Annotated in this window: 11 protein-coding genes; 10 read left to right on the forward strand and 1 reads right to left on the reverse strand. The window is 68.3% G+C overall.

The genetic code is table 11. The features are described from left to right. Nucleotide 1: 1 nt before the first annotated feature. Nucleotides 2-1,888 carry an SAM-dependent methyltransferase gene (locus BKK79_RS26795; protein WP_071039294.1) on the reverse strand — a complete coding sequence of 629 codons (1,887 nt, stop codon included), beginning with the start codon at nt 1,886-1,888 and terminating at the stop codon, nt 2-4. Nucleotides 1,889-2,300: 412 nt separating this feature from the next. Between BKK79_RS26795 and BKK79_RS26800 the strand changes: the two genes are divergently transcribed. The 10 genes from BKK79_RS26800 (at nt 2,301) to BKK79_RS26845 (ending at nt 13,732) form a co-directional block, all read left to right on the forward strand. After that, nucleotides 2,301-3,077, forward strand: a complete 777-nt coding sequence (locus tag BKK79_RS26800) for a GntR family transcriptional regulator (protein ID WP_071017141.1) — start codon at nt 2,301-2,303, stop codon at nt 3,075-3,077. 79 nt (nt 3,078-3,156) lie between these two features. Continuing rightward, nucleotides 3,157-4,224, forward strand: a complete 1,068-nt coding sequence (locus tag BKK79_RS26805) for an aromatic ring-hydroxylating dioxygenase subunit alpha (protein ID WP_071039295.1) — start codon at nt 3,157-3,159, stop codon at nt 4,222-4,224. Beyond that, nucleotides 4,224-5,168: a PDR/VanB family oxidoreductase gene (locus BKK79_RS26810; protein ID WP_083384301.1), complete on the forward strand. Its 945-nt coding sequence runs from the start codon at nt 4,224-4,226 to the stop codon at nt 5,166-5,168. Before BKK79_RS26805 ends, BKK79_RS26810 begins: the two co-directional genes overlap by 1 nt. Before the next feature lie 283 nt (nt 5,169-5,451). Next, nucleotides 5,452-6,789, forward strand: a complete 1,338-nt coding sequence (locus BKK79_RS26815) for an MFS transporter (protein ID WP_071017136.1) — start codon at nt 5,452-5,454, stop codon at nt 6,787-6,789. 115 nt (nt 6,790-6,904) lie between these two features. After that, a complete protein-coding gene (locus BKK79_RS26820; RefSeq protein ID WP_071017134.1) occupies nt 6,905-7,999 on the forward strand; it encodes a porin in 1,095 nt (364 codons plus the stop codon). Nucleotides 8,000-8,227: 228 nt separating this feature from the next. Beyond that, nucleotides 8,228-9,322: a mechanosensitive ion channel family protein gene (locus BKK79_RS26825; protein WP_071039296.1), complete on the forward strand. Its 1,095-nt coding sequence runs from the start codon at nt 8,228-8,230 to the stop codon at nt 9,320-9,322. Between the two features lie 312 nt (nt 9,323-9,634). Then, nucleotides 9,635-10,480, forward strand: coding sequence for a TauD/TfdA dioxygenase family protein (locus BKK79_RS26830; protein WP_071017131.1), 846 nt, complete (start codon nt 9,635-9,637; stop codon nt 10,478-10,480). Between the two features lie 91 nt (nt 10,481-10,571). Then, nucleotides 10,572-11,630 carry a 3-keto-5-aminohexanoate cleavage protein gene (locus tag BKK79_RS26835; protein ID WP_071017130.1) on the forward strand — a complete coding sequence of 353 codons (1,059 nt, stop codon included), beginning with the start codon at nt 10,572-10,574 and terminating at the stop codon, nt 11,628-11,630. A 65-nt stretch (nt 11,631-11,695) separates the two neighbouring features. Next, entirely contained in the window at nt 11,696-12,700 is a 1,005-nt protein-coding gene (locus BKK79_RS26840; RefSeq protein WP_071017128.1) for a tripartite tricarboxylate transporter substrate binding protein, read from the forward strand. A gap of 57 nt (nt 12,701-12,757) precedes the next feature. Beyond that, entirely contained in the window at nt 12,758-13,732 is a 975-nt protein-coding gene (locus tag BKK79_RS26845; RefSeq protein WP_071039297.1) for a quinone oxidoreductase family protein, read from the forward strand. Nucleotides 13,733-13,766: the final 34 nt, after the last annotated feature.

The raw sequence follows: 13,766 nt of genomic DNA on the forward strand, positions 1-13,766 counted from the left end.
CTCAGACCACGGCGTGCATCAATCGCATGGCGCTGCCCATGCGGAAGCCATCCGTGCGTCCGGCCAGGTAGCGATCGCTCAGGTCCTCCGGGCTGACGTTGTCCGCTTTGCCGAATCCCAGCGCGCGCAGGCTTTCGGCCAGCGCTGCCGGATCGAAAAAGGTCTTCCACGGCTCTCCGCTTTCCGCGATCTTCGCGCGCACCAGCTCCGTCCCCACGCGCTCCATGGGCGTGAGCAAGGCAGGATCTGCCACATAGTCGAAGACGACGGCGCTGCCGGCCGCGCACGAAGCGATGAAGCGCAGGGTCTCCAGGATCGCCGCTTCCTCCAGGTAGATCGAGACGCCGAGCCACGAGAAGAAAGCGGGCTGGTCCACCTTGAAGCCGGCATCCGACAAGGCGCCTGCCAGGCTGCCGTGTTCAAAGTCCGTGGGCACGTAGGTCAGCGACGCCGGAATCCCGATGCCGGCGGCACTGAGGCATTCCCGTTTCCATTGCTGCGTCGCCGGCAGGTCCACCTCGAAGATCCGTCCCGCCTGGTGGGGCCCGCGATAGGCATAGGTGTCCAGCCCGGCGCCCAGGATGACGTATTGGCGTACGCCATGCTGCGCAGCCTTCGACCACGTATCTTCGGCATAGCGGCTGCGCACCGCGAGGGACAGCCTGAGCCCCCTGGACAATGGGTCATCGTAGTGCCCCGGGTTGCCGCGCACGGCGGCTTCATTGCTGCTGCCCAGGATTCTCAGGGCCAGCGGGTCGTCCAGGATCAACGGCGTATCCAGGAGCCGGTGTGCCGCCCGCAAGGTCGCGACGCGTTGCGCGCTTGGCCTGGGGCCGGTGTTGACGGAGGTCTGTGCGCGCTCTCTCAAGGACAGGATCGCCCTCTGGATAAACAGGATCAGCGGCAGATCCAGGCCGATGCCGACCGACAGTCCGGGTTCGTTCTGCAGCGCCAGGTGAATCCTGCCTTCGAGCGCGGCATCGTCACCGCAGTACGAATCGCGGAACAGCTCCTGCCAGCGGCGGGCCAGGACCTGGACGGCCGGATCGGCCACCCCCGCGCCGGCCTCCATCTGCGCTCGCACCTCCGCGAACAGCTGCGGCCAATCGTCGACGTGGGCGATCATGCGCCGGCGCACGTCTTCCAGTTCGACCGGTGACAGGTACTTGGCAAACAGGTTTGCCCTGGCGTTGACCACCGACAAGGAAATCCATTGATGCATTGCCGGCGTGAAGCCGGTGATTTCCCGGGCCCTGGGTTCGCGTTCCTGCATGGCCTTCAGTCGCGACGCGAGCTGGGCGTTGTCTCCCGTCGTATCCTTCATGTGCTGCACCCAGCGCCAGGCCAGTACCTGTGCCTCCTGATGTTCCGGCAGCCGCCCGGACTCCATCGATCGTCTGGTCTCGGCAATCAGTTCGGCCCTGCGGGCATCGAGGTTTGAACCCGACGCCTGCTGCTGCGCCCGCAAATGATCCAGGTCCTCGCTCGAGAGGTGTTTTTCGTACATGGTCATCATTTCCAGTAGGTTGAGCCAGTCCGCCATGCCGGTTTCGCTGCCGCGGGTGATCTTTTCCGCCAGGTGCTGAAGACCGTCCCGCAGTGCCTGGGCGCGCCGCGCCTGCTCGTCGAGCACGCTGATCTGCCGGTGGATGATCTCAGCCGGCTCGATTCCGGCATCGTCCAGATAGGCTTTGATGTCCGATAAGGAACAGCCGAAATGCTTGAGCGCCTGGATCCGGTGCAAGCGGATCACGTCCTCGTGGCTGTATTGGCGAGACCCGCCATCCGAACGGGCGGAGGGGGACAGCAATCCGATCGCGTCATAGTGGTGCAGCGCCCGCACGGTCAGGCCCGCGCGTCTTGCGAGCTCTCCAATCTTCAATGCCATCGAAATTCCTCCGCTGAAACGCACAATAAATCATGACGTAACGTCAGGTTCAAGCCTTGGCGCATGGGTTTCCCGGGTTGGATTCTTGTGGCTTGCCCGGCGATTTGCCGAGCGCATGGACGGCGGTCGCAACGACTCGGAAGCGGCACGGCCTTCCATCCCGCGGTAGATGACGGTGCGCCGTCGTGAGAGCTGTTTTCAATGTGCTGTATACAGCATTGCATGAAATGGATGGGGTGAAGTCGGAGGATTGGCTGAATAAGGCCTTATGCGCCGCATTGAATCCATGTTTACCCTGGTTATCCGAGCTTTCTCTTGCTGCAGATTCAAGTGTTGGATACATTCTGTATCCAACACAACATCAAAAGCCGCCTGGTCCCGCGCGGCTCGCCCCCCGAAGGAGACGTCACGGATGGATACGGACAACGACAACCTCAGCGACAGCAAGTCCGGCACCAGTTCTTCCCAGGCGGTCAGGGCCCTGCTAGGCCTGCGCGAGCTGGTACTCGGCGGTGAACTGCCGCCCGGCAGCCGCATCTCCGAGTTGTGGGTGGCCGACCGTCTCGGCGTGTCGCGCACGCCGATCCGCGCGGCGCTGATCCGGCTGCAGGAGGAAGGGCTGGTCGAGCCGATTCCCTCCGGTGGCTTTGCCGTGCGCTCATTCGCCGAGAGCGAGATCAGCGACGCCATCGAGCTGCGCGGCACGATCGAGGGACTGGCTGCCCGCCTGGCCGCCGAACGCGGCGTCAGCTCGAGCCTTCTCAACGCCATGCGCGACGTCATCGCGCAGATCGACACCGCACTGACCGGCGAGCTGACTGCCGTGAAGTTCTCCCAGTACGTCGACCTGAACGCACGCTTCCACCAGTTGCTTGCCGACGCGTGCGGCAGCGCGCTGGTCGCGCGCCAGATCGAGAAGGTCACCAGCCTGCCGTTCGCTTCCGCGAGCGCCTTCGTGATGGTGCAGTCGATCGATGAAAGCGCGCGCGAGATGCTGCTTCTGGCCCAGGCGCAACACCGCGCCGTGGTCGAAGCCATCGAGCAGCGCGAAGGCGCACGGGCCGAGGCGCTGATGCGCGAACACAGCCGCATCGCCAACCGGAACTTGAAGATCGCGCTGCAGAACCAGCAGGCGATGTCGCAAGTGCTCGGCGGCAGCCTGATCCGGCGCACGGGCCGTCCGGCCTGACCGCGACACCGGCTCCGCACCTCTCTCTCTTCGTCAACCACCTGGATCCTGGCGCTGCGCGCGCCGGGAGGGGATAGTCATGTTCCTGAAAAACACCTGGTACGTCGCTTGCACGCCCGACGAACTCGCAGGCAAGCCGCTCGGCCGCACCCTCTGCAACGAAAAGATGGTGCTGTACCGCGACGGCAACGGCGCGGTCGCCGCGCTCGAGGACTTCTGCCCGCACCGCGGCGCGCCGCTGTCGCTCGGCTTCGTGCGCGACGGCCAGCTGGTCTGCGGCTACCACGGGCTGACCATGGGCCGCGATGGCAAGTGCGCGGCGATGACCGGCCAGCGTGTCGGCGGCTTCCCGTCGATCCGCAGCTATCCCGCCATCGAGCGCTACGGCTTCGTCTGGGTATGGCCCGGCGACGCCGCGCTCGCCGACGACACGTTGATCCCGCACCTCGAATGGGCCGTGAACCCGGCCTGGGCGCATGGCGGTGGCCTGTATCACATCGGCTGCGACTACCGTCTGATGATCGACAACCTGATGGACCTGACCCATGAGACCTATGTGCATGCGTCGAGCATCGGGCAGGCGGAGATCGAGGAGTCTGCGCCGGCCACGCGCGTGGAAGGCGATACGGTCGTCACCAGCCGCCACATGGAGGGAATCCTGCCGCCACCCTTCTGGGCCGCCGCGCTGCGCGGCAACGGCCTGGCCGACGACGTGCCGTGCGACCGCTGGCAGATCTGCCGCTTCACGCCGCCGAGCCACGTGATGATCGAGGTGGGCGTGGCCCACGCGGGCAAGGGCGGCTACGAGGCGGCGCCGGAACACAAGGCATCGAGCATCGTGGTGGACTTCATCACGCCGGAAACGGAGACCTCGATCTGGTACTTCTGGGGCATGGCACGCAACTTCAAGGCCGAGGATGCCGCGCTGACGGCGACCATCCGCGAGGGGCAGGGCAAGATCTTCGCCGAGGACCTGGACATGCTGGAGGCGCAGCAGCGCAACCTGCTGGCGCATCCCGAGCGCAAGCTGCTCAAGCTCAATATCGACGCCGGCGGCGTCCAGGCGCGACGCATCCTGGACCGGCTGATCGCGCACGAACAGGCCCAGGCCCAGGCCCAGGCCTCCGGGCAGCGGGGAGCGGCATGATGCGGGTCCGGATCGCAGACAAGACCGATGCCGCCGACGGCATCGCCGTGTTCGAACTGGTGGCCGCCGACGGCGGCACGCTGCCGCCCTTCAGCGCCGGGGCGCACGTCGATGTTCATCCCGGCAACGGACTGGTGCGCCAGTACTCGCTGTGCAACGACCCGGCCGAGACGCACCGCTACCTGCTCGGCGTGCTGCGCGATCCCGCTTCGCGTGGCGGCTCGGCTGCCATGCATGCGCTGGCGGCCGGCGATACGCTCGAGATCAGTGCGCCGAAGAACCATTTCCCCTTGCACGCCGACGCCGGGCATTCGGTGCTGGTGGCGGGCGGTATCGGCGTCACGCCGATCCTGGCGATGGCGCAGAGCCTCGCGCGCGCCGGCGCCTCCTTCGAGTTCCACTACTGCACCCGCAGCGCGGCGCGCACCGCGTTCCGCGAGCGGCTTGCGGCCGACGACCTGCGCGGGTGCACGCACCTGTATCACGACGACGCGCCAGGCCGGCAGGCCGACCTGCCGGGCCTGCTGGCCGCGCCGCGCCCCGACGCGCATCTCTACGTCTGCGGCCCGTCCGGCTTCATGGCCGCCGTGCTGGACGCCGCGCGCGCGGCCGGGTGGCCCGAGGCCCGGCTGCACCGTGAGTACTTCGCGGCCCCGGAGGCGCCTGCCGCCCCCGGCGGCGCCTTTCAGGTGAAGGTGCAGAGCAGCGGCCGCATCATCGGGATCGCGCCGGACGTGACCGTGGTGCAGGCCCTGGCCGCGCACGGCGTGGAGATTCCGACCTCGTGCGAGCAAGGGGTCTGCGGCACGTGCCTGACGCGCCTTCTGTCCGGCGAGCCGGATCATCGCGACGCCTACCTGACCGAGGAGGAACGCGCCGCCAACGACCAGTTCCTGCCGTGCTGTTCGCGCGCGAAGAGCGGGATGCTCGTGCTGGATCTTTAGTGCCCTGAATCACGGACGCACTGACTCAGTCCGCCATGAGTCCGTCGGAGGGCCACGCGATGCGCCGTCACGAAGGCGCGCAAGGCTCCAGCCTTGCTGCGCTTCGTTCCTGGCCTCGCACGGCTTCTCGGCAGACTCGGTTCTTCCACGAATTCAAGACCCGGGACACGCGTTCAGCGCTTCATCCGCTTCATCCGCTTCATCCGCTTCATCCGCATCACTCCCCCGAAAGCCGTCCGTTCGTGGCGGCACCCAATACAACAAAACCACTGGAGGTAGACCCATGCAGCCCGACATCAGGGAAACCATCAACCACGGCACCATGACCCGCTTCCAGGTGATGGCGGTCACCATCTGCATCGTGCTCAATATGCTGGACGGCTTCGACGTGCTGGCGATGGCCTTCTCGGCCTCGCACATCTCCGCCGCCTGGCACTTGACGGGCAAGGAGATCGGCGTGCTGCTCTCCGCCGGCCTGTTCGGCATGGCGGCCGGCTCGCTGTTCCTGGCGCCGTGGGCCGACCGCATCGGCCGGCGACCGCTGATCCTGATCTGCCTGGGCACGATCTCGGCCGGCATGCTGTGCTCGGCGCTGGCGCAGGACGTGCCGCAGCTCGCCGTGCTGCGCGCCGTGACGGGGCTCGGCATCGGCGGCATGCTCGCGAGCATCAACGTGATCACCGGCGAGTACGCGTCCGACAAGTGGCGCAGCACGGCGATCGTCCTGCAGGCCACCGGCTATCCGGTCGGCGCGACCATCGGCGGCGCCATTGCCGGGGTGCTGCTGGCCCGCTACGGCTGGCGCAGCGTATTCGTGTTCGGCGGCCTGGTCACGCTGGCGATGATCCCGGTCGTGCTGGCACGGCTGCCGGAATCGCTCGACTTCCTGATCGCCCGGCGTCCCGAGGGCGCGCTCGACAAGCTCAATCGGCTGCTCGCACGCATGGGCCGCCCGACCGTCACCGCGCTGCCTGTGCGCGCGGCCGCGCAAGCCCGCGAAGCCGGCGGCGTGCGCAGCCTCTTTCGCGGCAGCCTGGCCTTGCAGACGCTGATGATCTGGGTGTCGTTCTTCCTCGTGATGTTCACTTTCTACTTCGTGCTTTCCTGGACACCGAAGCTGCTGGTGGCGGCGGGCATGTCCGCGCAGCAAGGCATCACGGGCGGCGTACTGCTGAACGTGGGCGGCATCGTCGGCGGCACGGCGTTCGCCTTCCTCGCCGCGCGCATCGGACTGCGCCCGCTGCTGTGGAGCTGCTTCATCGTGACGGCGCTGCTGATGGTGGGCTTCGGCCTGTATGCCGGCGCGCTGTCGACGGCCTTCGTGCTGGCGATCCTGATCGGTGCCGGCATCTTCGGCTGCATGGTCGGACTCTATGCCTATGCGCCGATCCTCTACCCGGCGCAGACGCGCACGACGGGCATGGGCTGGTCGATCGGGATGGGCCGCTTCGGTGCCGTGCTCGCGCCGCTCGTGGCCGGTTCGCTGCTCGACGCCGGTTGGCCCACCGCCAATCTGTACTACGCCTTCGCGCTCCCGCTGCTGGTGGCGATCGCCAGTGTGGGGCTGCTGGGCAGGTCACAGGCATCCCTTGGCGAGCCGGTGCGCCTGAGCACGCACTGATTCCCCGCCGGCCCTGTGCCGGCCCCCCCATCCCTTGACGAGCAAGGCAAGCCTGCCGGCCGCCGGCCGGCAGGGCCTCGCTCGCACAAAAAAAGCCAGAACGGAGGAGAAACACATGACATCCAAGCTATCCGCTGCCATCATCGCGGCCCTGCTGCCCGCGGCCGCCGCCGCGCAGAACGTGACCGCCTATGGCGTTGTCGACACAGGTATCGAGTACCTCAACGGTATCGGCGCCGCGCACGACAGCGTGGTCCGCATGCCCGCGCTGACCGGCACCGTGCCGTCGCGCTGGGGCCTGCGCGGCACCGAAGACCTGGGCAGCGGCCTGAAGGCCGTGTTCTGGCTGGAGTCGGGCTTCGCCCCCGACAGCGGGGCCAGCAACCAGGGGGGCCGCCTGTTCGGCCGCCAGGCGCTGGTCGGCCTGTCCGGGCCCTGGGGGCAGGTGGCCCTGGGCCGCCAGTACACCATGTTGTTCTGGGCCATGGCCGAGCCGGACATCCTCGGCCCCAACGCGTTCGGCTCGGGTTCGCTGGACAGCTATATCCCCAACGCGCGCACCGACAACGCGATCTCCTACAAGGGGACATTCGGCGGCCTGACCGCGGGTGCGACCTACAGCTTCGGGCGCGACACGGTCAACGCCGGGCCCAGCCCGTCCGGCACCAACTGCGCCGGCGAGAACCCGGCCGACAAGCGGGCCTGCCGCGAGTGGTCGGCGATGCTGAAGTACGATGCCGCGGCATGGAGCGTGGGCGTAGCCTACGATTCGCTGCGGGGCGGCCCCGGCGCCTTTGCCGGACTGACCAATAGCGGGCTGCGCGACGATCGCCTCTCGATCAATGGCTACGTGAAGATCGACGACAAGGCACGGATCGGGCTGGGCTGGCTGCGACGCGACAACCGGGCCAGCGCCACACCGCGCAGCGACATGTTCTATGGCGGCGTCACGTATCAGCTCACGCCGGCGCTCAGCCTCGACGGCGAAGCGTTCCACCTGCGCTTCCACGACAGCGCGAACAAGGCATGGCTGTTTGCGGCACGCGGCGTCTATGCGTTCACCAAGCGGACTTCGGTCTATGCCACCGCCGGTTATATCGACAACGGCGGCAACCTCGCGCTTTCGGTCAGCAACGCGCAGGCCGGCGCGACCCCTGCGCCCGGCGGCAACCAGTTCGGGGCGATGGTAGGGATGAAGCATATCTTCTGACGGCGGTGCATGCGGGAGCGAGGCGCAGGCAAAAGGAGCAGAGGACCTGAGCCGTCCGGGCGCCGCAGACTTCCGCTGCCGGGGCCACAGCGGCGGAGCCGGCCGCGCAGGTAAGGCGGTCGGCTCCCGAGGCCTTTGCGTCGTTCTCGACGAAACTTCTGCCGGATCCTCCGGTCGTTATTCGATAGCCTCGCCGTAGCCCCGCGGCAAGCCAGACGAAGGACGACCATGCGCCTCGAACTTCTCCTCACACATCCCTGGTTCGGCACCTGGATGGCGGCCCTGGTCGCCGTCGCCGTTGCGCTGCTGGCGCATCGCATCGGCCGCGTGCTGCTCCTGCGCATCACCCGGTCCGCGCCCGTGCCGCATGCCATCGTCAGGAAGGCGCGCGCGCCGTCCAAGGCCGTGCTGCTGCTGCTGGCCTTGCAGACGGTCTGGCAGGCCGCCCCGGACGCGCTGCCATGGATCGACACGGTGCGCCGTCTCAACGGGCTGCTGATGATCGTCGCCACCACCTGGCTGGTGGCGCACATGATCGCGGGCTTCGCCCTGGGCGTGATGGAGCGCCATCCGGTCGATGTCGCGGACAATATCAACGCCCGCCGCATCCACACCCAGACGCGGGTGCTGGCGCGCATCGCCATGACGCTGGCGGTGGTGATGGGCGCGGCCATGCTGCTGATGACCTTCCCCGGCGCCCGCCAGGTCGGCACCAGCCTGCTGGCCTCGGCCGGCGTGGTCGGCGTGGTGGCCGGTATCGCTGCCAAGCCGGTCTTCAGCAATATGATCGCCGGCCTGCAACTGGCACTGACCCAGCCGCTCCGCCTCGACGACGTGCTGATCGTGGAGGGCGAGTGGGGACGCGTGGAGGAGATCACCTCGACCTACGTGGTGCTGCGCATCTGGGACGAGCGCCGCCTCATCATTCCCCTGCAGTACTTCATCGAGAAGCCGTTCCAGAACTGGACCCGCAACAACTCGCAGCTGATGGGCTCGGTGTTCTTCCATGTGGACTACGGCATGCCGCTGGCGCCGCTGCGGGCCGAACTGGAGCGCATCGTGCAGGCCGCGCCGCAGTGGGACCAGCGCTTCTTCAACCTGGTGGTCACCGATGCCACGGAGCGCACCATGCAGTTGCGCGTGCTGTGCACCGCGGCTTCCTCCGGCCAGGTGTGGGACCTGCGCTGCCAGGTGCGGGAAGGGCTGATCGACTTCATGCAGCGCGAGTATCCGCAGTTCCTGCCGCGGCTGCGGGTGGAGGGGGAGGGCGCGCGGGAGGGGGCGCAGGAGGGGGCGCGGGACGGAGCGCCGCCGGACGCCTGAGCTCGCCTGGCCGCGCGCCACCGGCCCGCACCGCTTCGTCCGTGCTCGTCCGTGTTCATCCCCGCCGCGCCGTGGCCGGGCCATCGTCGGTTTCCCCGGTTCCCCGCGCTTCCCCGACCTTGCCGACCGCTGCGGCACCCGGTCGCTCCCGTTTTCCGCCGTCTTCCGCCGTTCTCCCGCCGTTCCCCCCATTCCGCGCCGGATGTCCCAATTCGGCAAATGGATGTCCCAGATAAGCAAGCGCAAGCCCGCCGCGCGCCCGAAGATAGCCACAGCCGGCACGAACGGCGAGACATCGGAGGAGACGCGGAAATGAAGATCAGGCCCATCACCCCGGCCATCGGGGCGGAGATTTCGTCGGTCCACCTGGGCGAGGCGGCGCGCGACGCCGGCTTGTTCGCGCAGATCAAGGCGGCACTGCTCCAGTACAAGGTGCTGTTCTTCCGCCGGCAGGACATCACGCGCGCCGAGCACGTGGCCTTCGCCGGGCGCTTCGGCGCGCTCGAGACGCATCCGGTCGCGGGCAGCGACCCGGACCATCCCGGCCTGGTGCGCATCTACCGCAGCGACAACCCGCACAGCTACGAGAACAACTATCACTGCGACGGCCTGTGGCGGCCCAATCCGGCCATGGGGGCGGTGCTGCGCTGCATCGAGTGCCCGGAGATCGGTGGCGACACCATCTGGGTGAACATGGTGAAGGCGTACGAAGAGCTGCCGGAAGAGGTCAAGCGCAAGCTCGACGGCCTGCGCGCGCGCGCCAGCATCGAGCAGAGCTTCGGCGCGGTGATGACGCCGGAAGCGCGCGCCAAGCTGGCCCAGGACCATCCGGCGGTGGAGCACCCGGTGGTGCGCACCCATCCGGAGACCGGCGAGAAGGTGCTGTTCGTGGGCGCGGGCTTCACCACGCATTTCACCAACTACAGCACGCCGGCCAATGTGCGCCACGGTATCGACAAGGCGCCGGGCGCTGCCTTGCTGCTCAACTACCTGATCAGCCGCGCCACCATTCCCGAGTACCAGGTGCGCTGGTCATGGCAGCAAGGCGACGTCGCCGTGTGGGACAACCGCTCCACCCAGCATTACGCCCTCAACGACTACTGGCCGGCGCCGCGCAAGATGGAGCGCGCCGGCATCATCGGCGACATCCCCTGCTGAGCGCCCGCGCGGCAGCGTTGCCCCGAAGCACCGATCCCCCGCCCGAGCGCTCCCTGCCGAAGCGCGGGCACCCCCTACCCGGAGACACCCCATGAACTTCCTCGACGGCCATCTCTTTCCCGAGAACCAGCAGCCGCTGATCATCACGGCCGCCCCCTACGCGCCCGGCTGGCTGCCCTCCGACTTCCCGGAGGACATCCCGGTGACGATGGAGGCGCAGATCCAGAAGGCGGTGGACTGCTACAACGCCGGCGCCACCGTGCTGCACCTGCATGTGCGCGAGCTCGACGGCAAGGGCTCCAAGCGCCTGTCCAAGTTCAACGAGCTGATTGCCGGCGTGCGCGCCGCCGTGCCGGAGATGATCATCCAGGTGGGCGGTTCGATCTCCTTTGCGCCCGAGAACGAGGGCCAGGCCGCCAAATGGCTGTCGGACGACACGCGCCACATGCTGGCCGAGCTGGAGCCGGTGCCGGACCAGGTCACGGTGACCGTCAACACCTCGCAGATGAACGTGACCGACCACGCCGAGGACGCCGACTTCCGCGGCACCTCGCGCGAGAACCCCGCCATCTTCCACGCCTACAAGGAGATGACGGTGCCCGCGCAGCCGGGCTGGGTCGAGGAGCATGTGCGCCGCCTGAGCGCCAGGGGCATCCAGAGCGCCTTCCAGTGCTACAACACCAACAGCTTCGAGTCGGTGGAGCGCTTGATGCGCCGCGGCTTCTACAAGGGGCCGCTGGTCATGAACTGGGTCGCCATCGGCGGCGGCATGGACACGCCCAACGTCTACAGCCTCGCCAACTTCATGCGCGGCGTACCCGACGGCGCGGTGGTCACGGTGGAGAGCAATGTGCGTAACGTGCTGCCGGTCAACATGATGGGCATCGCCATGGGCCTGCACGTGCGCTGCGGTACCGAGGACGTGATCTGGAACCAGAAACGCAGCGCGAAGATGAGCACCGTGGAGCAGATCGAGCAGCTGGTGCGTATCTCGCGCGAGTTCGGCCGCGACATCGCCAGCGCGCGCCAGGCGCGCGAGATCAGCAAGATCGGCGTCTTCTACGACTCGGTGGAGGAATCCCTGCAGGCGAACGGCTTCGCGCCCAACCGCAACGGCGGCACCCAGGGCTTCCTGCGCAAGACGCATTGAGCGCGGCGGCTCGGTAAGAGGCCAGGTGCCGGCATGCGGCCGGACATCACAACGAGGAGACTGCCATGCAACGCTTCACCCCGATCCTGCGCCGGCTTGCGGCGCCCACGCTGGCGCTCGCGCTGGCCCTGGGCGCGCTCGCGCCGGCCATGCGCACCGCCGCTGCCGCCGAATGGCCGGCCCGGCCGCTGCGCATCCTGCTCGGCGCCCCGCCGGGCGGCACCGCGGACATCGTCGCGCGCCTCTATGCGGTCGAGCTGCAGCGCGCGCTCGGGCAGCCGGTGATCGTCGACTACAAGCCGGGGGCGGCCGGCACCATCGCGGTCCAGACCATGCTGTCCGCGCCGCGTGACGGCTATACCTTCCTGCTGATCCAGAAGGGCATCGCCGCCGAAGTGCCCCATGCCATCAAGGTTTCCTACGATCCCTTCAAGGACATCGTGCCGGTCGCGCAACTGACCCGGCAGGGGCTGGTGCTGGTCGGCAATCCGGGCCTGCCGGCGAAGAGCCTCGCCGAGCTGGTGGCCTATATCAAGGCCAATCCCGGCAAGCTCGACTACGCTAACTTCGGCATCGGCCTGCGCGGCCAGACCATCGGCGTGCAGTTCAACCGGCTGGCCGGACTCCAGACCGGCAGCGTCAACTACAAGGGATCGCCGCCCGCGCTGCAGGACATCATGGGCGGACAGGTCGCGCTGATGTTCGACGGCCCGGCCTCGTCGCTGCCGCTGATCAAGGGCGGCAGGCTGCGCGCCTTCGCCATCGCCTTCCCCAAGCGCATCGCCGCGCTGCCCGACGTGCCCACCTTCGCGGAACTGGGCTACCCCGAACTCAACGAGGTGGGCTGGATGGGCCTGTGGGCGGCGTCGGGCGTGCCGCCGGCCATCGTGGCCAAGGTGCGCGAGGCCGCCATCCAGGCGATGCAGTCGCGCGGCCTGCAGAAGAAGCTGGAGGAACTCGGCATGGAGGCCGGCACGCCGGTGGCCACCGAGGCGCTGGCGCGCGACGTGCGCGAATCCTACGAGCGCCAGGGCGCGCTGCTGCGCTCGATCGGCTTCACGCCGCAGTGAGGCCGCCCGGCCGGCGGGGGAACAGGACATGAACAGGCAGGACCGACAGGAGCAAGCATGAAAGCGGCACAGGTACTACCCGGCGCGGACGGCGGGCGCGTCATCGTGCAGGAGATCCCCGCACCCACGCCGAAGGCCGGCGAAGTGCTGGTCCGGGTACGGGCATCGGGCGTCAACTACGGCGAGATCAAGTACATGCGCGAGCACCGCGCTGGCCTGCCGATGACTGCCGGGGTGGAGTTCGCCGGGGAAGTGGCCGCCGTGGGCGAGGGGGCCGGCGGCTGGCGCGAGGGCGACCGCGTCATGGGCCACGGCCGCGGCTGCCACGCGCAGTACGTGCTCGCCGCGCCGCAGGCGCTGATGGCGGTGCCGGACACGGTGTCGTGGGTCGACGCCGCGGCCTTTCCCAATGTCTTCATCACCGCGCACGATGCCCTGGTCAGCAATGGCGCGCTGCAGGCCGGCGAGTCCGTCTACATCAACGGCGCCTCGGGCGGCGTCGGCATGGCGGCGATCATGATCGCGTCGGCGCTGGGCGCGCGGCCGGTGATCGCCTCCTCGCGCTCGGCGGAAAAACTGGCGCGCCTGGCCGGCTACGGCGTCGACGTCGGCCTGCTGGCCGGACAGGAGCCGCTGGCCGGACGCCTGCGGGACGCCACCGACGGGCGCGGCGTCGACGTCATCCTCGACACCATCGGCGGCACGGTGTTCGAAGACCACGTGCAGAGCCTCGCCGTCAAAGGGCGGCTGGTGAACCTGGCCCGCCTCGGCGGCGCCAGCACCGCCTGCCTCGACCTCAACCTGCTGTGGCTGAACCGCCTGAAGCTGATGGGCGCCACCTTCCGCACGCGCACCGAGCCGGAGCGCCTCGCCTGCGTGGAGGCCTGCGCGCGCGACCTGCTGCCGTGGTTCGGCGCCGGCAAGCTGCGCCTGCCGATCGACCGCGTGTTCGCGCTGGACGCGATCGGCGACGCCTACGACTACATCCTGCGCAGCCAGCACATGGGCAAGATCGTGCTGTCGGTGGACTGAGCGCGCTTCCAACTTCCTTTGCACCACCGTGCCA

The sequence above is a fragment of the Cupriavidus sp. USMAA2-4 genome, from assembly GCF_001854305.1.
In the GTDB taxonomy this organism is placed as follows: Bacteria; Pseudomonadota; Gammaproteobacteria; order Burkholderiales; family Burkholderiaceae; genus Cupriavidus; species Cupriavidus malaysiensis.

Excerpts from the sequence above, each read along its gene's own strand:
- BKK79_RS26795 (WP_071039294.1), bottom strand. The coding sequence starts at position 1,888 with ATGGCATTGAAGATTGGAGAGCTCGCAAGACGCGCGGGCCTGACCGTG.
- BKK79_RS26800 (WP_071017141.1), top strand. The coding sequence starts at position 2,301 with ATGGATACGGACAACGACAACCTCAGCGACAGCAAGTCCGGCACCAGT.
- BKK79_RS26805 (WP_071039295.1), top strand. The coding sequence starts at position 3,157 with ATGTTCCTGAAAAACACCTGGTACGTCGCTTGCACGCCCGACGAACTC.
- BKK79_RS26810 (WP_083384301.1), top strand. The coding sequence starts at position 4,224 with ATGCGGGTCCGGATCGCAGACAAGACCGATGCCGCCGACGGCATCGCC.
- BKK79_RS26815 (WP_071017136.1), top strand. The coding sequence starts at position 5,452 with ATGCAGCCCGACATCAGGGAAACCATCAACCACGGCACCATGACCCGC.
- BKK79_RS26820 (WP_071017134.1), top strand. The coding sequence starts at position 6,905 with ATGACATCCAAGCTATCCGCTGCCATCATCGCGGCCCTGCTGCCCGCG.
- BKK79_RS26825 (WP_071039296.1), top strand. The coding sequence starts at position 8,228 with ATGCGCCTCGAACTTCTCCTCACACATCCCTGGTTCGGCACCTGGATG.
- BKK79_RS26830 (WP_071017131.1), top strand. The coding sequence starts at position 9,635 with ATGAAGATCAGGCCCATCACCCCGGCCATCGGGGCGGAGATTTCGTCG.
- BKK79_RS26835 (WP_071017130.1), top strand. The coding sequence starts at position 10,572 with ATGAACTTCCTCGACGGCCATCTCTTTCCCGAGAACCAGCAGCCGCTG.
- BKK79_RS26840 (WP_071017128.1), top strand. The coding sequence starts at position 11,696 with ATGCAACGCTTCACCCCGATCCTGCGCCGGCTTGCGGCGCCCACGCTG.
- BKK79_RS26845 (WP_071039297.1), top strand. The coding sequence starts at position 12,758 with ATGAAAGCGGCACAGGTACTACCCGGCGCGGACGGCGGGCGCGTCATC.